The 25,428-nt window shown below is 76.2% G+C and carries 4 protein-coding genes; 1 reads left to right on the top strand and 3 read right to left on the bottom strand.

Annotation, left to right across the window (positions count from 1 at the left end):
- Nucleotides 1-13 precede the first annotated feature (13 nt).
- The 3 genes from LG395_RS19440 to LG395_RS19430 all read right to left on the bottom strand — a co-directional run bounded on the left by LG395_RS19440 (nt 14) and on the right by LG395_RS19430 (nt 21,820).
- Nucleotides 14-18,793, bottom strand: a complete 18,780-nt coding sequence (locus tag LG395_RS19440) for a non-ribosomal peptide synthetase (protein ID WP_225810632.1) — start codon at nt 18,791-18,793, stop codon at nt 14-16.
- A 364-nt stretch (nt 18,794-19,157) separates the two neighbouring features.
- Nucleotides 19,158-20,510, bottom strand: coding sequence for a serine hydrolase domain-containing protein (locus LG395_RS19435; RefSeq protein WP_225810631.1), 1,353 nt, complete (start codon nt 20,508-20,510; stop codon nt 19,158-19,160).
- 101 nt (nt 20,511-20,611) lie between these two features.
- The gene (locus LG395_RS19430; protein ID WP_225810630.1) at nt 20,612-21,820 is read right to left on the bottom strand and encodes a cytochrome P450; all 1,209 of its coding nucleotides are present in this window, start codon (nt 21,818-21,820) and stop codon (nt 20,612-20,614) included.
- A gap of 1,413 nt (nt 21,821-23,233) precedes the next feature.
- On the opposite strand from LG395_RS19430, the gene LG395_RS19425 reads away from it, so the two are divergent.
- A complete protein-coding gene (locus LG395_RS19425; RefSeq protein WP_225810629.1) occupies nt 23,234-25,372 on the top strand; it encodes a SpoIIE family protein phosphatase in 2,139 nt (712 codons plus the stop codon).
- Nucleotides 25,373-25,428 lie beyond the last annotated feature (56 nt).

The following is a 25,428-nucleotide window of genomic DNA, read 5'->3' as shown; positions in this document are numbered from 1 at the left end:
GGTCGTCGGATCCTCACCGTTCGTGGTCGTGGCCGCCGGCAGCGGCGTCTTCGGCGTCGGCTTCGTCGGAGCGGTTCTCGGGGTCGTCGCCGTACGCGGCGCCCTCCAGCTCACTCAGCACCTGTTCCTCCACGAGGTCGGCCAGGGCGGCGACCGTGCGGGAGACCAGGACGTCGCGGGGGGTGAGCGTGACGCCGAAGGCGTCGTTGGCGCGGGAGGCGACGAGCAGGGCGCGCAGGGAGTCGCCGCCGAGCCCGAACCAGTCGTCCTCGGCGCCCACGGGCGTCTGGAGGATGTCCTCCCAGAGCTCCGCGAGCGCCTCCTCGGTGGGCGTGCGCGGTGCGACGTGCTCGGACGGTGCCCGCTCCTCGGCCGGCGCCGGGGCGGGCAGGGCGGCCCGGTCGGTCTTGCCGTTCTCGGTGAGCGGGAAGCGGTCCAGCACCACGAACGCCGAGGGCACCATGTGGGCGGGCAGCGAGCGGGCGGCCAGCTCCCGCAGTCCGGCGGCGGTGGGCGGTTCGGCGCCCGGGGCCGTGAGCAGGTGGGCGACCAGCCGGGGCAGGCCCGGTTCGTCCTCGCGGACGGTCACCACGGCGTCCAGCACGCCCGGATGGCGGACCAGGGTGGCCTCGACCTCGCCCGCCTCGATGCGGTGGCCGCGCAGCTTCAGCTGGTGGTCGGTGCGGCCCAGGTAGTGCAGTTCGCCCGCGCTGTCGCGGCGCACGAGGTCGCCGGTGCGGTACATGCGGGTGCCGGGCGGCCCGAACGGGTCGGCGCGGAACCGGTCGGCGGTCAGCCCGGGCCGGCCGAGGTAGCCGCGGGCCAGCGCCGGCCCGGACAGCCACAGTTCACCGGTGACGCCGTCGGGGACGGGCCGCATCCGGGCGTCGAGGACGTAGGCGCGGGTGGCGGGCAGCGGGCGGCCGATGGGCGGTGCGGTGCCGTCCGCCTCCAGGGGCGCCGACCAGGTGGCGACGACCGTGGCCTCGGTGGGGCCGTAGGAGTTGACCATGCGGTGGTGCGGGGCCCAGCGGGCGACGAGTTCGGCCCCGCACGCGTCGGCGCCGACGGTCAGCGTCTTCAGGTCGGGCAGGGTGCCGGGCGTGCCGTCGGGCAGGGTGGCGAGCGCGGCCGGCGGCAGCAGGGTGTGCGTGACGCGTCCGGCCCGCAGGACGTCGGCCAGCTGGGCGCCGAGCAGCGGCCCCGGCGGCGGTACGACGAGCCGGGCGCCGTGCGGCAGGGACATGCACAGCTCCAGCACGGAGGCGTCGAAGCTGGGCGTGGCGAACGCCAGCACCCGGTCCCCCGCGCTCACTTCGTAGTGGGCGGCCTCGGCGGCGCAGAACGCGGCGAGCCCGCGGTGGGTGACGACGACACCCTTGGGGGTGCCGGTGGAACCGGAGGTGTAGATGACGTAGGCCGGGTCGTCCAGGTCGAGCGGGCGGGTGCGGTCGGCGTCGCCGGGCCGGTGTCCCGGCACGTCGTCCGGCGGGGCGGCGAGCAGGTCCGCGACCTCCTTGGCGTCGAGGGTGAGGGCGGGGGCCGCGTCGCGCAGCATCAGGGCGATCCGCTCCTCCGGGTAGGCGGGGTCGACGGGCAGGAACGCGGCGCCCGCCTTGGTCACGGCGAGCTGGGCCAGCACCATGTCAGCCGAGCGGGGCAGCAGCAGCGCGACGAGGTCGCCGGGGCCGGCGCCCCGGGCGATGAGCCGGTGGGCGAGCCGGTTGGCCCGCGCCTCGGCCTCCGCGAAGGTGAGCAGCGTGCCCGGCGCGTCGAGCGCGGGCGCGGTGGGCCACCGGTCGGCGGCGGCTTCCACGAGCGCGGGCAGGGTGGCGGCGGGCACCGGGCCGAGCGCCGGCCGGGCCGGGCCGCGCAGCAGCCGGTCGCGCTGCTCGGGCGGCAGTACGTCGATGTCGTCCAGGCGGGCGGTGCCGTCCGAGGCGGCCAGGGCGTGGAGGGTGTGCAGCAGCTGTCCGGCCAGGGACTCGGCGGTGACCGTGTCGAAGCAGCGGGGGTCGTAACCGAGTTCGACGGCCAGCCGGTCGCCGGGCGAGACGACCACGGTGAGCGGGTAGTTGGTGGCCTCCCGGGCGTCCAGGTCCCGCAGGGCGAGCCCGTGCGCACCGGCGGTCGCGTCGCCGACCGGGTAGTTCTCGAAGACCACCAGGCTGTCGAACAGCGCGGTACCGGGCGGCAGTTCACCGAGGGTGTGCAGTGTGTTGAGGGGCAGGTGGTCGTGGCGGCGGTCCTCGGCCCGGGCCTCCTGCACCGCGCGCAGCCAGCCGGCGCAGTCGGCGGCGCCGTCGACCGCGGTCCGGGCGGGCAGCGTGGTGATGAACAGGCCGGTGATGCCGTCGGCGCCCGGCAGGTCGGCGGGCCGCCCGGAGACGGTCGTGCCGAAGCACACCTCCCGTTCCCCGCTCCACCGGGCCAGCAGCAGCGCCCAGGCGCCCTGCACCACGGTGTTGAGGGTGAGCCGGTGCCGGCGGGCGAACTCCTTCAGCAGCCGGGTCCGTTCGGCGTCGAGCCGCTGCGAAAGCCAGGTCCCGGAGCGGGCCGTGGTGCCCGGGGCGGGCCTGCGGTCGTAGGGCAGCGGGGTCGGCGTGCCGAAGCCGGCCAGGACACCGCGCCAGTGGTCCAGCGCCGGGCCGGTGTCGCGGGCGGCCAGCCAGCCCGCGTAGTCCGCGAACGGCCTGCGCTCGGGCAGCCGGGGCGGCTCGCCCCGGGTCAGGGCGGCGTGCGCGTTCATGACGTCGGACAGGACGTGGAAGACGCTCCAGCCGTCCAGCAGGACGTGGTGGAAGGTCCACACGACGCGTACCGCGTCGGGGCCGAGCCGGACCAGGGCGAGCCGCAGCAGCGGGGCCCGGTCCAGGGCGACGCCCCGGGCCCGCTCGTCGGCGAGCAGGCGCTCCAGCTCCGCCTCCCGCCGGTCCGCCGGGAGCCCGCTCCAGTCGAGTTCGGTGACCGGCAGGGTCACGCTCCGGTGGACGACCTGGAGCGGCACGGGAACGCCGTGCAGGGCGACGGACGTGCGCAGCACGGGGGTGCGGTCGACGACGTGGCGCCAGGCCGCGGCCAGGGTGCCCGGGTCGCGGGCGCCGTCCGCCACGAAGGTGATCTGCTCGACGTACAGGCCGTGTTCGGTGTCGTCGAGGCCGTGCATCACCATGCCGGTCTGGGTGGGCGTGAGCGGATACACGTCCGTGACGTCGGCTCCGTTGCCGACGAGCCGGTCGACGGCCGTCTGGTCCAGCGGTGCGAGCGGGAAGTCGGAGGGGGTGCGGCCGCCGGCGCCGGGTTCGGCGCAGTGGCGGACGATCGCGCGCAGTTCGTCGGCCAGTTCGGCCGCCAGCCGGGCGACGGTCTCGCGCCGGTGCACCTTCCGTGAGTACGACCAGGTGAACTCCAGCCGCTCGCCGGCGACCCGGCCGAGGACGTCGAGGAGGTACGGGCGCCGCGCCGAGCGGTCCATGCCGCCGGTGAGGCCGCCGTGGGGCGCGTGCAGCAGGCCGCCGGTGACGGGGGTGCCGTCCTGCCGGCCCAGGTAGTTGAAGCAGACCGGGGGCAGGTCGGGCAGCCCGGCTGCGGCCGTGGGGCGCAGGTGGCGCAGGGCGCCGTAGCCGAGTCCGCCGTGCGGTACGGCCCGCAGGTTCTCCTTGACGGTCTTCAGCGCGGTGCCGGTGCCGGCGTCCCGGGGCACGTCCAGGGCGACCGGGTACATCGCGGTGAACCAGCCGACGGTCCGGGCGAGGTCGGCGTCCTCGAACAGCTCCTCGCGGCCGTGTCCCTCCAGCGTCACCGCCACCCGGTCCCGGCCGGTCCAGCGGGCCAGGACCCGGCCCAGCGCGCACAGCAGGACGTCGTTGACGCGGGTGCGGTACACATCCGGCACGTCCTGGAGCAGCCGGCGTGTCTCCTCGGCGTCCAGTCCGGCGGTCACGCTGTCCTCGTCGGCGACGGTGTTCGCGCCGCCGGGGTGGTCGGCGGGCAGCGCGGCCGGGGCGTCCAGGCCCTGCCAGTGGGCGAGTTCGCCGTCGAAGCCGCCCGCCTCGGTGTGCGCGGCGAGCCGCCGGGCCCAGTCCCGGAACGAGGTGCTCTTGGCGCCGAGGGCGGGCCGCTCGCCGTCCCGCAGGGCGCGGTGGGCGTGCTCCAGGTCCTCCAGGACCAGCCGCCAGGACACGGCGTCCACGACCAGGTGGTGGGCGGCCAGCAGCAGCACCGGCCGGCCGCCGTCGTCCGGCCGGCACAGCGCGGCCCGCAGCAGCGGCCCGCCGGCCAGGTCGAACCCGGCGCCGAGCGCGTCGGCCACGTCCTGCGGCGCGGTCCCCCGGTGCACCTCCAGGTGGACCTCCTCCCCCGGCGCGGTGCCGTGCTGCCGCCACCGCCCGTCGCCGCCCGGCTCGAAGCGCAGCCGCAGCGCGTCGTGGTGCTCCAGTACGGCGGCCAGGGCGGCCCGCAGCAGGTCCTCGTCCGGGTCCGTGGCCAGCTCGAAGCCGACCGTCTGGCTGAAGTGGGCGGGGTCGCCGGTGAGGGTGTCGAGGAGCCAGTGCTGTACGGGGGTGAGCGGGGCGTCGCCGGTCACCGGGCCCTGCTCGGCGACAGTGGCCGCGGCGCCGGGGCCCTGTCCGTCCGGCGCCCGTTCGGCGACGGCGGCCAGGCCGGCGAGGGTCTGGTGGGTGAACAGGTGCCGGGGGGTCAGCAGGAGCCCGGCCCGGCGGGCGGCGGAGACGACCTGGATGCCGAGGACGGAGTCGCCCCCGAGCGTGAAGTAGTTGTCATCGGCGCCGACTTCGGGCACGCCGAGCACCTTCGACCAGATGTCCGCGAGGACGCGCTCGGCCTCGGTGCGCGGCGGCCGGCCCGTCTCACCGGTGGCCGTGGCGGCCCACCGGGGCGCGGGCAGCGCCCGCCGGTCGAGCTTGCCGGTGGCCCCGAGGGGCAGCCGCTCCAGCGGGACGACGAGGGCGGGCACCAGGTGGTCGGGCAGGCCGCGGGCGAGGAAGGCCCGCAGTTCGGCGGGGTCCGGCAGGGCGTCCCCGCGGGGGACCGCGTAACCGACCAGGCGGCGGTGGCCCGCGTCCTCCACGACCCGGGCCGCTGCCGCCGCCACGGCCGGGTGGCGGGCCAGCGCGGCCTCCACCTCGCCGAGTTCGATGCGGAAGCCCCGCACCTTGACCTGGTCGTCGCCGCGGCCGAGGTAGACGAGGTCGCCGTCGGCCGTCCAGCGCACCAGGTCGCCGGTGCGGTACATGCGGCTGCCGGACGGCCCGAACGGGTCGGGCAGGAAGCGGCTCGCGGTCAGACCCGGCCGGCGCAGGTAGCCGCGGGCGACGCCGGTTCCGGCCAGGAACAGCTCGCCGGGGGCCCCGACGGGCACCGGGCGCATCCGCTCGTCCAGGACGTAGGCGCGGGCGCCGCCGAGCGGCCGGCCAATCGGCGGGTCGCGGTCGGGGTCGGCCGGGTCGCAGGTGAAGGCGGTGGCGTAGACGGTGGCCTCGGTGGGGCCGTAGATGTTGCGCACCTGGCTGCCGGGGACGGCGTCGCGGACCCGGCGCACGGTCCGGGCGGGCAGCCCCTCCCCCGCGAGGACGACGGTGTCCGCGGTGACGCGCACGGCGTCCTCGGCGAGCAGCCGGTCCAGGGCCGACGGCACCGCGCTGAGCAGTCCGGCCCGCCAGGGTCCGGGACGCTCGGCGAGGGCCAGCAGGTCGCGGACGATCTCCACGCAGCCGCCGGACAGCAGGGGCGAGAAGATCTCGAACACCGACACGTCGAAGTTGAGCGAGGTGGAGGCCACCACGTGCGCCAGGCCCCGGCCGGTGAACTCCCGCGCCGCCCAGTCGGTCAGGGCGAGCACGGACGCGTGGCTGACGACGACGCCCTTGGGCCGGCCGGTGGAACCGGAGGTGTGGATGACGTAGGCGGGGTGACCGGGCAGCAGCGGGCCGTGCCGTTCGCCGGCACCGACCGGGGTGTCCGGCACGTCGGCGCCCGGGCCCGCGTCCAGCAGGATGCGGGCGAACGGGCCCTCGGGCAGCCGGCCGGCGGTCTGCGTGGCCGTGACGACGGCGTCGGGCCGTACGTCCTCGAAGAGGAACGCGACGCGCTCGGCCGGGTACTGGGGGTCGACCGGCAGGTACGCCGCGCCGCTCTTCAGCACGGCGAGGAGCGCCACGACCAGGTCGGCGGTGCGGGGCAGGCACAGGGCGACGAAGCGCTCGGGTCCGGCACCGGCGGCGATGAGCAGCCGGGCCAGCCGGCTGGAGCGCGCGTCGAGTTCACGGTAGGTGAGGCAGGTGTCGCCGTGGCGGACGGCCGGGGCGTCCGGGGTGCGCTCGGCCTGGCGCCGGAACGCCGCGGGCAGCGTGTCGCGCGGTGCCTCGGCGGCCCGGCCGCCGAACCGGCCGGCCAGCGCCCGCCCCGCGGCCGGGTCCAGCAGGGGAAGGTCGGCCAGGCGGCGTTCGGGGTCGGTGGCCATGCCGGTCAGCAGGGTGCGCAGGCTCTCGCCGAGCCCTTCCACCGTCGGGGTGTCGAACGCGGCCGGGTCGTAGTCCAGGTGCACGGTCAGGGTGTCCCCGGGCTCGACGACCACGCTGAGCGGGTAGCTGGTCGGCTCCAGGTCCCGCTCCTGCTCCATGGTCAGGCCGTGCCGGGCCAGCGCGCCCTCGTCGAAGGGGTAGTTCTCGAAGACGACGATGGAGTCGAACAGGCCGGTGCCGCCGGGCACGTCGCTCCACGACTGCACCTGGGCCAGCGAGACGAAGTCGTGGCGCCTGGCCTCGGACTGGGCGGACTGCAGGTCGCGCAGCCAGTCCAGCAGCGGGCGCCGCCCGTCGACGCGGGCCCGGGTGGGCAGGGTGTTGATGAACAGGCCGACCATCGTGGTGACGCCCGGCAGGTCGGCGGGCCGCCCGGAGACGGTGGTGCCGAACACGACGTCGTCGCCGCCCCCGTAGCGGGACAGCAGCAGCGCCCAGGCGCCCTGGAGGACCGTGTTCAGGGTCAGCCCGGCCCGCTGTGCGGTGTCCCGCAGGCGCGCCGAGACGTCCGGGGAGAGGGTCGTCCGCACCGACCCGGAGGAGGAGGCGCGGTGGGCCTCGGCGGGCCGCCGGTCGCGGGGCAGCTCGGTGGGGGCCTGGAACCCGGCGAGGGCCTGCCGCCAGTACTGTTCGGCCCGGCCGGTGTCCTGCCCGGCCAGCCGGCGCACGTGGTCGGCGAAGGGCCGGCGCTCGGGCACCTGCGGGCGGCGCCCCGCGACGAGGGCCGCGTACCGCTCGCACACCTCGTCGAAGACCTGGGCCGCGCTCCAGCCGTCGAGCAGGACGTGGTGGAACGTCCACAGCAGGCGGACCCGGTCCGGTGCCAGCCGGATCAGCGTCAGCCGCATCAGGGGCGCGGTGCCCAGGTCGATGCCGGCCCGCCGGTCCTCGGCGACCAGCCGGTCCAGCTCGCGCGCCTCGCGGTCGGCGGGCCACCCGGACCAGTCGAGGTGGGTGACGGGCACGGTGGCCCGGTGCCGGACGACCTGGAGCGGTTGCGGGGTCTCCTGCCACACCAGACGGGTGCGCAGCACCGGGTTGGCGTCGGCGGTGTGCTGCCACGCCTCGGCGAGCGCGTGCGGGTCGGTGACGCCGGACAGCACCAGCTGCACCTGGTTGACGTAGGTGCGGCCGGCCGGTTCGAGCAGGCTGTGGAAGAGCATGCCCGCCTGCATCGGCGTCAGCGGGTAGATGTCGGCGACGTCCCGGCCGTCCCCGGCGATCCGGTCCACGGCGGCCTGTCCGAGGCGGGCCAGGGGGAAGTCCGACGGGGTACGGCCGCCGGCGTCCGGGCGGGCGCAGTGGGCGACGATGCCGCCGAGGGCCCGCAGCATGCCCTCGGCGAGCGCGGTGACGGTCTCCTCGCGGTGCCGTCCGGCGCTGTAGTACCAGGTGATCTCCAGCCGGTCGTCCTCGACCCGGGCCACGACGTCCAGCAGGTGCGGCCGCTCGGTGCCGGGCGCCTCCGCGCCGCCGAGGCCGCCGGGCACGGCCCCGATCAGGGTGCCGCCGTCGGCGGACCAGTCGAAGCGGCCCAGGTAGTTGAAGCTGACGCCGGGCGTGGGCGTGCCGGTGAGCCGTGCGTCGCGGGCCAGGTGGCGCAGGACGCCGTAGCCGAGTCCGCGGTCGGGTACGGCCCGCAGCTGTTCCTTCACCGACTTCAGGGCGGTGCCCCAGTCCCCGGCCGGGACGGTGAGGGCGACCGGGTGGAGCGAGGTGAACCAGCCGACGGTGCGGGACAGGTCGACGTCCTCGAACAGCTGGTCCTCGCGGCCGTGTCCCTCCAGGCCTACGGCGACGGTGTCGCGTCCGGTCCAGTCGGCGAGGACCCGGCCCAGCGCGGTGAGCAGGACGTCGTCGACGCGGGTGCGGTAGACGCCGGGGACGCGGCGCAGGAGGGCGTCGGTGCGGTCGCGGTCCAGCCGTACGGTCACCTCCCGGGTCCCGGCCGTGGTGGTGCCGCCGTCGCCGTCCACGGGCAGCGGGTCGGCGCAGGCCCGGGCGGCCTCCTCCCAGTAGGCGCGGCCGGCGGCGAAGACGTCGGCGTGCGCGCGCAGCCGGCGGGCCCACTCCCGTGCGGAGGTGGTGCGGGCGGGCAGCCGTACGGGCTGTCCGGACGCGGCCTGCCGGTAGGCGGTCTCCAGGTCCTCCAGCAGGATCCGCCAGGAGACTCCGTCGACCACCAGGTGGTGGGCGATCAGCAGCAGCCGGGCGGGGCGGGAGGCGTCGGCGGTGAAGAGGCGGGCGGTGAACAACGGGCCGGTGTCCAGGCGGAGTCCGGCGTGGGCCGCCGCCGTGACGAGTTCCTCGGCGCGGGCGTCGTGGACCTGGAGCAGGTCGGGGACCGGGCTGTCGGCGGCGGCGACGTCCTGGCGCCGGCCGCCGTCGGGAACGGAGGAGGTGCCGCCGTCGGGCACGAACCGGGCGCGCAGGGCGTCGTGGTGGGTCCACAGCGCGGTCAGGGCGCGGCGCAGGGCGTCCTCGTCGACCGGGCCCGCCGTCTCGATGACGACGGACTGGTTGAAGAAGTCGGGGTGCGCGGGGCGGGGGTCGAGGAACCAGTGCTGGATGGGGGTGAGGTCCGCCGGACCGGCGACCGGCCCGGTACCGGCGACGGCGGGCGCGGCACCGCCGCCGGCGGCGGCCAGTTCGGCCACCGTGGGGTGCCGGAAGAGATCGCGCGGGCTGAGCGTGAGCCCCGCGGCCCGGGCCCGGGAGACCACCTGGATGCTGAGGATGGAGTCGCCGCCCAGCATGAAGAAGTTGTCGTCGACGCCGACCTGTTCGAGGCCGAGCAGGTCGGCCCAGATCCCGGCGAGGACGCGCTCGGGCTCGGTGCGCGGTGCCCGGTGGGACCGTTCGCCGCCCGCCGACCAGTCGGGTGCGGGCAGCCGTCGCCGGTCGACCTTGCCGTTGGCGGTCAGCGGCAGCTCGGGCACGGTGACGAACGCGGCGGGCAGCATGTAGTCGGGCAGTGCGGCCGCGAGGTGGGCGCGCAGCTCGGCCGCGGACGGCACCTCGGCGCCCCCGGCCGGCACGAGGTGGGCGGCCAGCCGCTTGCGCCCGGCGTCCTCGTACAGGGAGACGACGGCCTCGGCGACGCCGGGGTGGGCGGTGAGCCGGGCCTCGATCTCGGCGGGTTCGACGCGGAAGCCGCGGATCTTGATCTGGTCGTCCGCGCGGCCGACGAAGTGCAGCTCACCGTCGGCGCTCCAGCGCACGATGTCGCCGGTGCGGTACATCCGGGTGCCGGGCGGGCCGAAGGGGTCGGCGACATAGCGGGCGGCGGTCGCCCCGGGCCGGCCCGCGTAGCCCCGCGCCAGTCCGGCGCCCGTGACGTACAACTCACCGGGGATGCCGGGCGGTTGCGGCTGGAGGGCGGCGTCGAGGACGTACACGCGGGTGTTGTCCAGCGGGCGTCCGATGGGCAGGACGGCGGGCAGCGGGTCGCCGGAGCGGAAGGCGCGGCGGGTGGCGAAGGTGGTGGTCTCGGTGGGGCCGTAGCCGTCCACGACGGTCAGTCCGGGGCAGGCGTCCAGCACCCGGCGCACGACCGCGCCCGGCACGGCCTCGCCGCCGGTCCACACCTCGCGGGCGCCGCGCAGGCAGCCGGGGTCCTCCTGGGCCAGCAGGCGGAACAGTCCCGCCGTCAGCCACAGGCAGGTGACGCCCTGTTCCCCGACGGCACGGCGGACCACGGTGGCGTCCAGGTCGGTGGGCGGGGCGAGCACGGCCGTACCGCCGCGCAGCAGCGGCACCCAGACCTCGTAGGTGGCGGCGTCGAAGGCGTGCGGCGAGTGCACGAGGACCCGGTCGTGCCCGGCGAACGCCCGGTCAAGGGCGAGCGCGGCGACGTCCCGCTGCCGCACCGCGACGCCTTTGGGGGTACCGGTGGAGCCCGAGGTGAACATCAGGTACTGGACGTTGTCGGGGTGCACGGCGTGGGCGGGGGCCGCGGGGACGTCGGTGCCGAAGGTGCCGTCCACGCGCAGGACGCGGTCGCCGGGCAGCGCCTCCCGGGCCGTGTCCTCCCACCCGGCGTCGGTGAGCAGCAGCCCGGCCCCGGCCTCGGTGAGCGTCCCGCGCAGCCGCTCGACGGGGGCCCGGCCGTCCAGCGGCACGTACACCCCGCCGGTGCGGACGAGCGCCAGCTGGGTGACGATCAGCTCCACGCGGCGGTCCATGAGCACCCCGACCGGGTACTCCGGGCGTACGCCCAGCCCCGCCAGCCGGGCCGCCAGCTCCGCGGCCCGCGCGTCGAGTTCGCGGTACGTCAGGCGCTCGGCGCCGGCCTCCACGGCGACCGCGCCGGGGGTACGGCGCACCTGCGCGGCGAAGAGGTCCGCGACGGTGGCGTCGGGCAGCGGGGTGGCGGTGACGTTCCAGGCGCGCAGCACCTGTGCGCGGCGGTCCGCGGTGAGCAGCGGCAGCCGGGCGGGCGGGCGGGCCGGGCCGGTGGGCATCCCGGCGAGCAGGACGGTCAGGTACTCGGCCATCCGCTCGGCGGTTGCGGCGTCGAACAGCTCGGGGTCGTAACCGAGGCGCAGGGTCAGCTCGGTGCCTGGGTAGGCGGTGAGGCTCAGCGGGTAGTTGGTGGTCTCGATGCCCTCCAGGCCGCTCAGGCGCAGTCCGTGGGCGGCGGCGAGGTCGTCGTCCACCGGGTAGTTCTCGAAGACGACGATGCTGTCGAACAGGCCGACCCGCTCGGGGAGTCCGGTGAAGGCGCGCATCCGGGTCAGCGGCAGGTGGTCGAAGCGCCGGTCCTCGCTCTGGTCCTGTTGCAGCGCGCGCAGCCAGCCGAGCAGGGTGCCGGTCTCCGGGACGGCGACGCGGGTGGGCAGGGTGGTGATGAACAGGCCGGTCATGGCCTCGGCGCCGGGCAGCTCGGGCGGCCGTCCGGACACGGTGGTGCCGAACACCACCTCGTCCCGGCCCGACTGCCGGGCCAGCAGCAGCGCCCAGGCGCCCTGCACCAGGGTGTTCAGGGTCAGGCCGGAGGTGCGGGCCAGCTCCTCCAGCGCCCGGCTGGTGGCCGCGGGCAGCGTCGCCCGGACGGCGTGCGTGGACTCGGCGCGGTGAGCCTCGCGCGGTTCACGGTCGTACGGCAGCGCGGTGGCCTCGGTCAGACCGGACAGGCGGCGCTGCCAGTGCCGTTCGGCGGCGCCCGGGTCCCGCCCGCGCAGCCAGCCGACGTAGTCGCGGTGGGGCGGGCGGCCCGGGAGGGCGCCGGGGTCGCCGCCGGCGTGGTGGGCGAAGACGTCCGAGAGCACCTGGAACAGGCTCCAGCCGTCCAGGAGCAGGTGGTGGAAGGACCACACCACGCGCACCTCGGTGTCGGAGAGGCGGGCGAGGAGCAGCCGCTGGAGCGGGGCGCGGCCGAGGTCGATGCCGTCGGCACGGTCCCGGGCGAGGACGTCGTCCAGCCGGGCGCGGCGCTCGCCGTCGGTCAGGTCGCGCCAGTCCAGGTGGGTGACCGGTACGGCCGCGTGGCGCCGCACCACCAGCAGCGGCTCGGGCACGTCCTGCCAGACGACCCCGGCGCGCAGCACCTCGGTGCGGTCGGTGACGTGCTGCCAGGCGGCGGCGAGGGCGCGTGGGTCGGGCACGCCGTCCAGGACGAAGGTGAGCTGCTGGAAGTAGACACCGCGGTCGTCCTGGGACAGGCCGTGGAAGAGCATGCCCGCCTGGGTGGGCGTGAGCGGGTACACGTCCGCGACCGCCGCCGGGTCCGCGCCGGTGATCCGGTCCACGGCGGCCTGGTCGAGCCGGGCCAGCGGGAAGTCGGACGGCGTGCGCCCGGCGGCTCCGGGCCGGGCGGCGTACCGGGCCAGGTCGGCGAGCGCGTCGGCGAAGCGGCCCGCCAGGTCGGCGACCGTGTCCCGCCGGTGCAGCCGGTCGGAGTAGAACCACGTGAACTCCAGCGCGTCCCCGGTGAGGTGGCCGACGACCTCCAGGGCGTGCGGGCGCTCGGCCGCCGGGTCGGCGTCCAGCTCCAGGGGCCGCACGGTGCCCCGGTAGAGGCCGTCGGGGTCCTCCGGCAGCCCCATCCGGCCGAGGTAGTTGAAGCTGATCTGCGCCTCGGGGGTGCGCGGAGCCGTGGCGGGATCCGTCAGGCGGCGCAGGGCGTCATGGCCCAGGCCGTGCCGGGGTACGGCGCGCAGCTGCTCCTTGACCCCCTTCAGTACGGCGTCCCAGCCGGCGTCCCCGGGCACGGCGAGCGCGACGGGGTACCGGGTGGTGAACCAGCCGACCGTGCGGCTGATGTCCAGTTCGGGGAAGAGTTCCTCGCGGCCGTGCCCCTCGACGTCGACCAGCACCCGGTCCCGTCCGCTCCAGGCGCACAGGGCCCGGCCGAGGGCGCCGAGCAGGACGTCGTTGGCCTGGGTGCGGTAGGTGTCGGGCAGGGTGCGCAGCAGGGCGGAGGTGTCCTCGGGGCTCAGGCGCACGGTGACGGCGCGCTGGGAGGCGTAGGTGTTCGCGCGCGGGGAGCCGTCCGCGCCGGGGTCGCTCGGCGGCACGACGGGACCGGTCCGCGGGACGGCCCGGCTCCAGTACTCCCGTTCGTCGTCGAAGCCGCCGTCCGCCGCGTGCGCGGCCAGCCGGCGGGCCCACTCCCGCAGCGCCGAGGACTTCGCGGGCAGGGCCGCCGCGCCGTCGTCGCCGGCCCGGCGGGCCCGGTAGGCACGGTCCAGGTCCTCCAGCAGCACCCGCCAGGACACCCCGTCGACCACCAGGTGGTGGACGGCGAGGTGCAGGGCTCGGGGGCGGCCGGTTCCGTCGTCGTGCAGCACGGCCCGCAGCAGCGGGCCCCGTGCGAGGTCGAAGGGGCCGAAGTGCGGGGTGTCCGTGTCCGGGCCGGTGTGGCGGACGAGGCGGATCCGGGGCGCCCGGTCCTCGATGTGCCAGCGGACGCCGGGGCCGTTGCCGTCGGCGACGAAACGGGAGCGCAGGGCGTCGTGGTGGGCGGCCAGGTCGTTCAGCGCGTCTTCCAGCGCCGCCGGGTCGAGGTCGTCCGGCACGCGGACGGACAGCGCCTGGGCGTAGTGGCCGGCGCGTTCGGCGGCGGTCTCGAACAGCCAGTGCTGGATGGGTGTCAGGGGTGCCGTGCCGGTGGCCGCCTCCGGGGCGGGGGCGGCCTCACGGGGGCCCCGGGCCGCGTCCGCGCAGCGGGCGAGGGCGGCGACCGTCTGGTGCCGGTAGACGTCCCGGGAGGTCAGCGACAGCCCCTCCTGCCGGGCGCGGGCCACCACCTGGATGCTGAGGATGGAGTCGCCGCCGAGTTCGAAGAAGTTGTCGTCGACGCCGACGCGTTCCACGCGCAGCACCTCGGCCCAGATCGCGGTGAGCGTCCGTTCGGTGGGCGTGCGGGGCGTGACGTGCCGTACCGCGCGCACGGCGGGGCCCGGGTCGGGGAGCCGGGCGCGGTCGAGCTTGCCGTTCGGGTTGAGCGGCAGGGTGTCGAGCACGACGACGGCCGAGGGCACCATGGAGGCGGGCAGGGTACGCCCGAGCTCCCGGCGTACGGCCTCCGGTTCGACGCGCTGCCCGGCGGCCGGGACGACGTATCCGGCCAGCCGCCGGTGGCCGTCGGCGTCGGTGGTGACGGTGGCCGCCGCCTCGGCGACGCCCGCGCAGCGGCGCAGCGCCTCCTCGACCTCGCCCAGTTCGATCCGGAAGCCGCGCACCTTGACCTGCTGGTCGATGCGGCCGACGTACTCCAGGGCGCCGTCGGCACGGCGGCGCACCAGGTCGCCCGTGCGGTACATGCGCTCCCCCGGCGCGCCGAACGGGTCGGCGACGAACCGGGCGGCGGTCAGTCCGGGCCGGTGCAGGTAGCCGCGGGCCAGGCCGCCGCCCCCGAGGTACAACTCGCCGGTGACGCCGACCGGCTGGGGGCGCAGGGAGCCGTCGAGGACGTAGGCCCGGGTGAGCGCGACGGGTCCGCCGATGGGCGGGGCCTGCGCGGGCAGCCGGTCACCGGCGAACCAGGCGGTGGCGTACACGGTGGCCTCGGTGGGCCCGTAGAGGTTGGCGACACGGCACTCCGGAAGGGCGGCGCGCAGGTCTCGCAGCGTCTGCTCGGGCAGGGCCTCACCGGCCAGCACGACGGTGTCCGCGGTGACGGGTGCCGTGCCGCCCGCGATCAGGCGGGAGACGACGGAGGGCACTGCGCTGAGCAGCCCGGCACGCCGGGGTCCGGTGCCGTCGGCGAGGGCCGGCAGGTCGGGGACCACCTCGACGGTGCCGCCGGCCGTCAGCGGGCACAGCAGCTCGAAGACGGAGACGTCGAAGTTGAGGGAGGTGGAGGCGATCACGTGGTCCAGCCCGGCGGTCCCGAACCGCTGCTTCGTCCACGCGGCCAGCGCGGCGACCGTGCGGTGCGTGACCACGACGCCCTTGGGACGGCCGGTGGAGCCGGAGGTGTAGATGACGTACGCGGGATGGTCCGGCAGCGGCGGCCGGGGCCGGTCGGCGTCGGTGAGGTCCGTGTCGGGCACGGCCGGGTCGGCGCAGTCCTCCAGGAGCAGGGGGGTGCTGTCGGCGGGCAGGGCGGAGGCCGTCTCCCGGGTGGCGAGGACGAGGGCGGGCCGGGCGTCGTCGAGCATGAGCCGGACGCGTTCGGCCGGATAGGCGGGGTCGACGGGGAGGTAGCCCGCGCCCGAGGCGAGCACGGCCCACAGCACGGGCACGAGGTCGGCGGTGCGCGGCAGGCACAGCGCGACCAGGGTCTCCGGGCCCGCGCCGCGCGCGAGGAGCAGCCGGGCCAGCCGGTTGGCGCGCCGGGCCACCTCGGCGTAGTCCAGCCGGTCCGGGCCGCAGATCACCGCGGTACGGCCGGGGGTTCTGGCCGCCTGGGCGCGGAACAGGTCGGGCAGTGTGCCGTGGCGCGTGTCCCGGGAGCGGCGGGCGGGCGGGTTCCAGGCGTCGACCAGGGTGCGCTGTTCCCCGGCCGAGAGCATGGGCAGCTCGGCGAGCGTGCGGCCCGGTCCGTCCGCCATGCCTTCCAGCAGGCGGTGCAGGTGGCTGGTCAGGCGGGCCACGGTGGCGGCGTCGAACAGGTCCGTGTTGAACTCGGCGGTCAGCACGCAGCCGCCGTCCTGGTCCGGTGAGAACTCGAGGACCAGGTCGAAGCGGGCGGCGGGGCGGGGCAGCGGGTGCTCGGTGAGCCGCAGCCCGCCGGACCGGGGCGGCACGGGCAGCGCGGTCTGCTGCACAACGAGGGCCTGCACCAGCGGGGTGCGGCTCGGGTCGCGGGGCGGGGCCAGCTCCTCGACCACCCGGTCGAAGGGCACCCCGTCGTGGGCGAAGGCGTCCAGCACGGTCGTCCGCACGCTCTCCACGAACCGGTCCACGGTGGCCCGTTCGTCGATCTCGCTCCGCAGCACCACCGTGTTGGCGAAGAAGCCCGGCACGTCCTCCAGGTCACGCCGCCCGCGCCCGGTGGTGACGGTGCCGAACGCGACGTCCCGCTGGCCCGAGTAGCGGGAGAACAGCAGCGCGGAGGCGCCGGCGAAGAGCGTGAACACCGTGGTGCCGCGTCCTGCGGCCAGGTGCCGCAGCCGGGTCACCAGTTCGGCGGGGAGCGGGTGCCGGTGGGCCGCTCCGGCGGTGGTGCGCACGGCGGGACGCGGCCGGTCGGTGGGCAGCTCCAACTGCTGCATGCCCGCCAGGTGGCGTCTCCAGTAGGCCAGATCCTCCGTGTCGGCCCCGGTGGAGCGCTGCCGGCGCTCCCAGACGGCGAAGTCCGGGTACTGCACGGCGGGTCGCGGCAGGCCGTCGGGTTCGCCGGTGGTCTCCGCGTGGTACAGGGCGGCGAGTTCGCGGGTGAGGATGCCCACCGACCAGCCGTCGGTGACGATGTGGTGCTGGGCCAGGAGCAGCAGGTGGTCCTCGGCGGCGAGCCGGACGAGCAGCGCCCGGGTCAGCGGGCCGGCCGCCAGGTCGAAGGGGCGGCCCAGCTCCTCGGTGAGCAGCGCCTGCGCCGCGTCCGCACGGCGCGACCCGGGTACGCCGGTGAGGTCGGCCGTGCGCAGGGGCAGGTCCGGCTCCGGTGCGACACGCTGGGCGCCCTGTCCGTCGGCCGTGGTGAACGTGGTGCGCAGGGAGGCGTGGCGGGCGGCGAGGCGGTGCAGGGAGCGGCCCAGCGCGCCGGGGTCCAGGGGTCCGCGCAGCCGCAGGGACACGCCGGTGTTGTACTCGGTGCCGCCCTCGGTGAGGTCGTCGAGGTACCAGAGCCGCCGCTGCGCGCTGGACAGGGGCAGGGCGCCCTCGCGCGGCGCCGGCGGTATCGGCTCCGCCGGTGCGGCGGCCGACGGGTCGCCCAGCAGGGGGGCCAGCGCGCCGACCGTCCGCGCGGTGAAGACGTCCCGGACGGTCAGCCGGACACCGAGCTCGTCCCGGATCCGGGCCAGCGCGCGGGCGGCGAGGATCGATTCACCGCCCAGGTCGAGGAAGTCGTCCGTCACCCCGACCGCGTCGACGCCCAGCACCTCCGCCCAGATCCGGGCGAGGGCGCGCTCGCCCGCCGACCGCGGCGCGACCCGGTCCTCCGTGACGGTCCGCCCCGGCGCGGGCAGGGCCCGCCGGTCGATCTTGTGCTGCGGGGTGAGCGGCATCCGGTCGAGCACCACGACGGCGGACGGCACCATGTGGGCGGGCAGGACGGCGGCCACGGCCGAGCGGAGGGCCGCGGGGTCCAGCGGGCGCGAGGGACCGGAAGGGGCGGGGGCGGTTTCGCCGGTGGCGCCCTGCCCGGCGGGGGCGGTTTCGCCGGTGGCGCCCTGCCCGGCGGGGGCGGTTTCGCCGGTGGCGCCCTGCCCGGCGGGGCCGGCAGGGCCGGCGGCGCCCTGTCCGGCCGGGGTGACGTAGCCGACGAGGCGCTGGTGGCCCGGTTCGTCCTCCCGGACCACGACCACGGCCTCGCCGACGCTCCCGGCGCCGGCGCGGCGCAACGCCGCCTCGATCTCGCCGGGTTCGATGCGGAAGCCGCGGACCTTGACCTGCCGGTCCAGCCGCCCCAGGAAGTCCAGTTCACCGTCGGCGGTCCAGCGCGCCCGGTCCCCCGTGCGGTACAGACGGGCGCCGGGCGGGCCGAAGGGGTCGGGGACGAACCGGGCCGCGGTCAGGCCCGGGCGGCCCAGGTAACCGCGGGCCACCGCGTCGCCGCCGATGAACAGCTCGCCGTCGGCGCCGGCCGGCACGGGGCGCAGCGCGGCGTCGAGGACGTGCACCCGGGTGTGCGGCAGGGCGCCGCCGATCGTCGGCGTGCCCTGGCCGGCCGTGAGCGGCCCGGTCCAGGTGGCGACGATGGTGGCCTCGGTCGGACCGTACGAGTTGATCATGCGGCGTCCGGGGGCCCAGCGGTCGACCAGCGTGGCGGGGCACGCCTCCGCTCCCACGATCAGCGTGCGCAGATGGCGGCCGGTGCCCCGCGCGGGGTCCGGCAGGGTGGCCAGCGCGGCCGGCGGGATGAGGGCGTGGGTGATGCGGTGCTCGTCCAGGACCGCGGCGAGTTCGTCACCGAGCCAGGGGCCGTGCGGCGGTACGACGAGGGTGGCGCCGCACAGCACGGAGACGAACAGCTCGAGCACGGAGGCGTCGAAGCTCGGCGAGGAGAACTGGAGCACGCGGTCGCCGGGGCCCACCGCGTACCGTTCGGCGGCGGCCGCGGTGAAGCCGCCGATGCCGCGGTGGGTGACGGTCACGCCCTTGGGGGTACCGGTGGAGCCGGAGGTGTAGATGACGTAGGCGGCGTGGTCGGCGCCGACGGGGGCGACCGCACCGGCCTCGTGTCCCGGGCCGTCGCCGGTGTCCAGCACCTCGCGGACCAGACGCGGGTCGTCGAGGGTGACGGCGGGCGCGGCGTCGGTGAGCATCAGCGCGCGGCGCTCGGCGGGATAGGCCGGGTCCACGGGCAGGAACGCGGCACCCGCCCGGGCGACGGCCAGCTCGGCCGCGATCAGCTCCATGGAACGCGGCAGGACCAGGGCGACGATCCGTTCCGGACCGGCTCCTCGCCGGGCGAGGTGTACGGCCAACCGGTCGGCGCGGTCGGCCAGTTCGCGGTAGCTCCAGGTCCGACGGCCGTCGGTGAGCGCCGGGGCGTCCGGGGTGCGGGCCACCCACGCGCCGAACAGCTCGCCGAGCGTCGGGTGTGCCACGGCGGCCGCGCTCTCCGAGGCGTCGGCGGCGGGGCCGGCCTGCGGCGGCCGGGAGGACGCCGGTGCGGGCTTGTCGTGCAGGTCCGTCATGGGTGAAGTCCTTTGGAGAGCGGGACGATGCGGCGCGGACGATTCCGGCCCCGGCCGTGGGGGCTGTGCGTGGGCTCGGGGTGACACACCGGGGGTGCGGGCGGGGCGGTGCGGTGTTCGGTGCGGTACGGCGCGCCGGGGCGAGCGGAGGGCGCGCTCTGGGGTGCCGCCCGGCCGGTGAGGACCACCGGTCCCGGCGGCCGGCACCGCGGCTACCCGGGGGAACTCCGGCGCGGGCGAAGGCGGGCCCGAGCCGGCCACCGGATCAGCGGTCGGACCGGAACCGGCACCGCCGCCGCACGGTCCGGGGCACGTGTCGGCCGAGGCACCGGCGCGACGGCCCCGGACCAGCGGGCACCCGTGGTCAGTCGGGGTCGGTGCGGCGGGCCGTGCGGCCGGAGATCTGCACCCGTTCGATCCTCCCGGTGGCCGGATCGCGGTGGAAACGGCCTCCGGGTTCGAGGCGCCCGGTGGCGGGATCGACCAGGTCGCAGGAGAGGTCGGCGTAGCAGACCAGCGGCAGGGGCAGGTCACCGTCCACCGACAGGGCGGGCGAGCCGTCGGGGCCGGGTGCGATGCGATAGGCCGTGGTGCCGTTGCGGTAGGTGCCGACGCACTCGGGCAGGGCGACGGGACGCCCCCGGTCCGCGGCCGGGCTGCCGGCGGGCACCCGTACGCCGGTCAGCCGGCCCAGTTCCTCCGTGAGGTCGCGCCACAGCGCGGTGGCACCTCCGGCGTTGCCCGTGAAGGCGACCACCACCCCGCTCTCCGGGTCGGCCCGCAGATGGCAGGACGTTCCCTGGGCGTTGCCGTCGTGCCCGCACCAGACGCGCTCGTCCCGCTCGTAGAGGGCGAGCCCGGGGCTCCAGCCGTCTGCGAGGGTGCCCGGCCGGGCGGCGGTCTCGGGGCGGCGCATCTCCTTGGCGACGGCGGGCGGCAGCAGGTCCGCGCGGCCGATCAGCGCGTTGCCGAACGCGAGGAGGTCGCGGGCGCTCGCGAGCAGCGCTCCGGCCGGCGCCTCCAGTGGTGCCAGGTTCTGCAGGGCCGGACGGATCCGTCCGGTCGCGGAGTTGACGGCGTGTCCGGTGGCCGTGTGACGACCGGGCGCGGCGTCGCCGATGAACGCGGGTGTGACGCCGAGGGGTTCGAGGAGCAGCGCCCCTGCCGCCTCGTGCCAGGACATGCCGGTGACCGTCTCCACCAGGCGTCCGGCGGCGACGTAGCCGGCGTTGGAGTAGGAGAAGTCGGTCCCCGGCGGGAACAGCGCGTCGCGGGCGGTGCACACGGCGGCGAGATAGCGGGGGGCGGTGGTCGTGGCGGCGGTGTCCGAGTCCGGTCCGGTCGGCAACCCGCCGGTGTGACTCAGGAGCTGACGTATCGTCACTTCGGGGACCGCGCCGAGCTCGGGGAGGTGGGCGGCGGCGGGTTCGTCCAGGTCCAGGTCGCCGTCGTCGGCCAGGAGCATGACGAGCGCCGCGGTGCAGGGCTTCGTGAGCGAGCCCTGCGGGACCGCCGTGTCCTCGGTGAAGGGGCTGCCGGTCGTGACGTCGGCGATACCGGTGTGCACGGCGATGACGTCCGTGCCGGTGTCCAGGGCCAGCTGGGCGCCGGGCACCCGGTGGGTACGGGCGAGGGCGTCGAGGCGGTCCTGTATCTCCCGGCGTAACAGGGACGGCGTCCGGGAGGCGGCCGGAGCGGTGGGGATGGTGTACGGCATGAGAAGGGGACTCCCGTTGGATGGGTCTCATGTGCGGGTGTGCCGGTCCGGGCCCCTGTCCGAGCGGTGGTGGGGCCGGCCGGTGCGCCGGCGCGCTCGGGCTACGGTCTGCGGACCTCGACGGGCAGCTGCCGTACGCCGATGATCACGGCCGGATTCTGGTAGGCGATGTCCTCGTAGGAGGGGATCGCCAGCATGCGGAATCGTTCATGCAACATGCGCAGGGCGATCCGTGCCTCCAGCCGGGCCAGGGGCGCGCCGAAACAGAAGTGGATGCCGTGCCCGAAGGTCAGATGCGGGTTGGGGTGCCGGGTCACGTCGAAGACGTCGGGTGCCTGGAAGCGGGCCGGGTCCCGGTTGGCGACGCCCAGATGGGCCATGAGCAGGGTGTCGGCCGCGATCTCGTGGCCGGCGAGGACCACGGGCCGGGTGACGCGGCGGCCCAGCTCGGGGAACGGGGGCAGCCAGCGCAGCACCTCCTCGACGGCGGCCGGGATCCGCGCGGGGTCGGCGCGCAGCGCGGCGCTCGTGCCGGGGTGCCGGTCGAAGGTGACGACGGCGTTGCCCAGCAGCGCGGTGGTGGTGATGTGCCCGGCGACCAGCAACAGGGCCACGAAGCCGACCATCTCCTGGTCGGCGAGGCGCACGCCGTCCACCTCGGCGGCGATGAGTCTGCTGGTCAGGTCGTCACCGGGGGCGGCGCGCCGGGCGCGGATGTGGTCGAGCATGTAGCCGTTCATCTCGCGCACGGTGGGCGCGATGGCCTCCAGCGCCCGTTCCAGGTCGGCCATGTCGGGCGCCTCGCCGAGCTGGTCGCCGCCGAACAGGACGCTCGCCCACTCCTGGAAGAGACGGTGTTCCTCCGCCGGAATGCCGAGCAGCTCGGCGATGACGATGATCGGCAGCGGATAGGCCAGCGCGTCGACCAGGTCGAACCGGTCGCGGTCGGCGACGGCGTCCAGCAGCCGGGCGCAGACGGCCTCGATGCGGGGGCCGAGCCCCTGGACCACCCGCGGGGTGAACGCCTGGCTCACCAGGGTGCGGAGCTTGCGGTGCTCCGGCGGGTCCATGCCGACGAAGTTGCCCTGGCGGAAGGTCTCGAAGTCGGACTGGGTGGGCGCGAGGGAGGACATGTCGGAGGAGTACGTCGCCGGGTCGGCGAGCACGGTGGCGACGGCCTCGTGGTCCAGCACCTGGAAGACGCCCTGCGTCTCGTCGTACCGCACCGGCCCGGCCTCGCGTATGTCACGCCAGCGGTCGGGTAACTCCTCCAGGAGGAGCCGTTCGCCCGTCGGTTGCTTGCTGATCACCTTGTCTCCTTGCTGGCGCGTGCGGGCATGGCAGGGCATGGAGGAGTCATGCGTGCGGGGAAGGCCGTGGACCGCCGCCGGCCGGGAGACCGGGCGGGTTCCGGGCACGGCTGCGCCCCCGCTGCCGGGACTTCCGGACGGGAAGACGGGAAGGACGTGACCCCCGTGTCCCCCTCGGGCGCGGCGGCATCGGCCGCCGCCGGACCGGTGTCCGAATGGGCCGGGGACCCTCCGCGTCCGCGACGAGGTCCCGGCCCGCGTGGCGGGACCCGGCCCCTGCGATCCGTGCGACGGGCCTCAGCCCGTGCGAGGGAGCCCCGGCTCAGGCGACGAGGTCTCCGCGCGTGCGGTGCGGCCCCCCGGCATGTGGCGCGTCCTCAGCACATCCGGCGTAGGACGTGGCCGCCGCGCGGCCGGCCACGGCCCCGTAGCGAGCGCTGTCGTGCGGCGCGCCGATCCGACATAACAGATCCCCCTCGGCGATAGCTCCCGCGCACGGCTCACGCGGGACCCTCCCGGCTAGTGAGGTGTGAGAATACGCAGTCGCAGCGCGTGCCGCCCCACGATTGGCATGATGCGTACCCCGAGACACCTTCGTTTCGATGGAACTCGGCCACAGTCTTCACGGCGAGTCACACACAAGCAACCCCCTGAAGTTGAACGGAGAGTACTCTGGCGGTGCTTTTGCGTCACTGTCCGGCCACTGCGCCGGGCCCCCGCGCACACGAGACCCCCGGCCGGATCGTCGCCCCCGCGTGTGCCCCGGTGTCTCCTCCGCAAACCGAGCACACGCAGAAAATCTGTCATCGATCGCCGGACGCCAGGTCGTACGGGCCGCGCCTGTCCCTGGGCCGGTGTGCCGCCCCGCTGTGACACCCGGTGGCCGGACTGCCCCTGATCTGGGGTGATGATTCGGCCAGCGGAGACCTCGGGCACCGTCGGCCGACGGCGACGACACGCGCGGCGCGCCGCACCGGTCCACCGCCGACACGCCCGGCGGCCACCTGTCCCGCCGCCTCGCACTCGACCGCTCAGGCGCCGCACGGGGCCGGGAACGGGCGCCGATGCGCATGGTTTCGGCCATCCGGGCGCGGCGGGGGCGCACACAAGAAGCCCGAACACCACTCGTGCTTCCCGTCCGCCGCCGGGCGCCGCCCCGGGACGCCGGCCGGTCCCCGGGGTACGGCCCGCTCGTCCGCCGTGGTCTCGTCCGCGTCAGACCCTCCTCTCCGTCCGCGTCAGGCCCTCCCCTTCCGCGCCGGCGCATGGAGACGGCCGGGCGGGGTATTCGGAGCCATCCGGCACGCGCGGGCGCGAACGGAGCCCCGTGGACATTCACCGTGCGCGGGGCGCCGCCGCGAGGAAGTCTTGGGACGGGGATGCGACGCGCGGCCGTACGAGGAGGTGGTCGGCGTGTCCGACGGGCCGGAGCCGGGGCGGGCACCGGCGGCCGGCACGGCGCCGGCCCGGCGGCCGGTGCTGTCGCTGGCGCTGGCCACCCTGCTGGAGGACGTGCAGGCGCACTCCGGCGCGGTCTACCTGCTCAGGCCCGACGAGCCCGTCCTGGAGATGGCGGTCATGGCCGGCATGCCCCGCGCCTTCGCGGCACCGTGGGAGCGGGTCGGGCTGAGCGCGCCGATCCCGGTCGCGGACGCCGCGCGGGAGAGACGGCTCGTGTGGGTGGGCGGCGAGGCGGAGATGGCCCGCCGCTACCCGAGGATCTCGGTGGTGCTGCCGTACCCGTTCGCGCTGGCCGCCGCGCCCGTGGCGACGGAGCACACGGTGTACGGCGCGGTGTTCGTGACCTGGCCGGGCACGCGCGCCGAGCTGTCGGACCGGGAGCGGGAGCATCTGACGGCGACCTGCGCGAGGCTGGCGCTGCTGCTGGAACGGGCCGCGCGGAAGGACCGCCCGCTCGGCAACGAGCCGGACGTGCTCGCGGCGCCGGCGTCGTTCGTGGCGGAAACGCTGGGCTCGGTCGAGGCCGCGCGGATGGTGTCCCGGCTGCCGTACGGACTGATCTCGATGGATCTGCGCGGCCGTATCGGCTTCCTGAACGCGGCCGCCGCCGAACTGCTCGGCCGGCCCGCCGCGGAACTGCTGGGCACGGTGCCCTGGGTGTCGGTGCCCTGGCTGAACGACCCGATGTACGAGGACCGTTACCGGGCGGCGCTGGTGAGCCAGCGGGTCACGTCGTTCGTGGCGCTGCGCCCGCCGGGCGAGTGGCTGTCGTTCCGGATGTATCCGAGCACCACCGGGCTGAGCGTGCGCGTCACCCGCGCCCGGGCGGTGGCGGAGATGACCGGCGCGGCCCCGCGGGCGGGCCCGGGCCCGTCCCGGCTCGTGACGATCTCCCAGCTGCTCAGCCTGGCGGGCGCGCTGACCGAGGCGGTCGGGGTGCGGGACGTGGTGCAGCTGGTGTGGGACGAGGTGGCCCCGGCCGTCGGCAGTCAGGCGCTGGCGCTGCTGCGGGCGCAGGGCGGGCGGCTGCACGTGCTGGGGCACCGGGGCTACCCGGACCCGCACGTCGTGGAGCGGTTCGACGGGCTGGCGCTGTCCGAGCGCACCCCGGGCACGCACGTCCTGAGCAACGGGGTGCCCGCCTTCTTCGACTCCCGGGAGCAGCTGGAACGGCTGTATCCGAGCCGGCACGACACCCCTGACGGCTTCGCGGCCTGGGCGTACCTGCCGCTGATCGCGTCCGGGCGGCCGGTCGGCACGTGTGTGCTGGCCTACGCGGAGCCGCACGTGTTCCCCGCCGACGAGCGGGCGGTGCTGACCTCGCTCGGCGGGCTGATCGCACAGGCCCTGGAGCGGGCCCTGCTCTACGACGCCAAGCACCGCCTCGCGCACGGCCTGCAACAGGCGCTGCTGCCGCACTCGCTGGCGCCCCCGCCCGGCATCGAGGCGGCGGCCCGCTATCTGCCCGCCACCCACGGCATGGAGATCGGCGGCGACTTCTACGACCTGGTGCCGACCCGGCCGCAGGCGGCGGCGGTGATCGGGGACGTCCAGGGGCACAACGTGACCGCGGCCGGCCTGATGGGCCAGATCCGCACCGGGGTCCGCGCGTACACCACGGTGGGGCAGGCGCCGCACGAGGTGATGAGCAGCACCAACCGGCTGCTCATCGACCTCGGTTCCGAACTGTTCGCCAGCTGTCTGTATCTGCGGCTGGACCCGGCGCGCGGGCGGGCCGTCATGGCGCGGGCGGGTCATCCGCCGCCGCTGCTGCGCCGGCCGGACGGGCGGGTGCGGGTGCTGGACCTGGCCGGGGGCCCGCTCCTCGGGATCGACGCCTCGGCCCGGTATCCGACGACCGAGGTCGCCCTGGTCCCCGGCTCGGTGCTCGTCCTGTACACCGACGGCCTGGTGGAGTCCCGGGGCATCGACATCGAGGACGCGCTGGCCGACCTCGGCGGGCTGCTCGCGGAGATCGGCGACCAGCCGCTGGAGACCCTCGCGGACGAGGTGGTCCGGCACAGTGCGGGGGCCCGGGGGCGGGCGGACGACGTGGCGGTGCTGCTGCTGCGCGCACGGGACGACGGGTGACGCCCGGCCGGCCCGGCCCTCCCGCCGGAGGGCCGGGCCGGCCGGTGGGAGGACCG

Source organism: Streptomyces spinosus, assembly GCF_020400655.1.
Taxonomy (GTDB): domain Bacteria; phylum Actinomycetota; class Actinomycetes; order Streptomycetales; family Streptomycetaceae; genus Streptomyces; species Streptomyces argyrophylli.
This window is presented reverse-complemented; position numbering and strand designations above follow the sequence as displayed.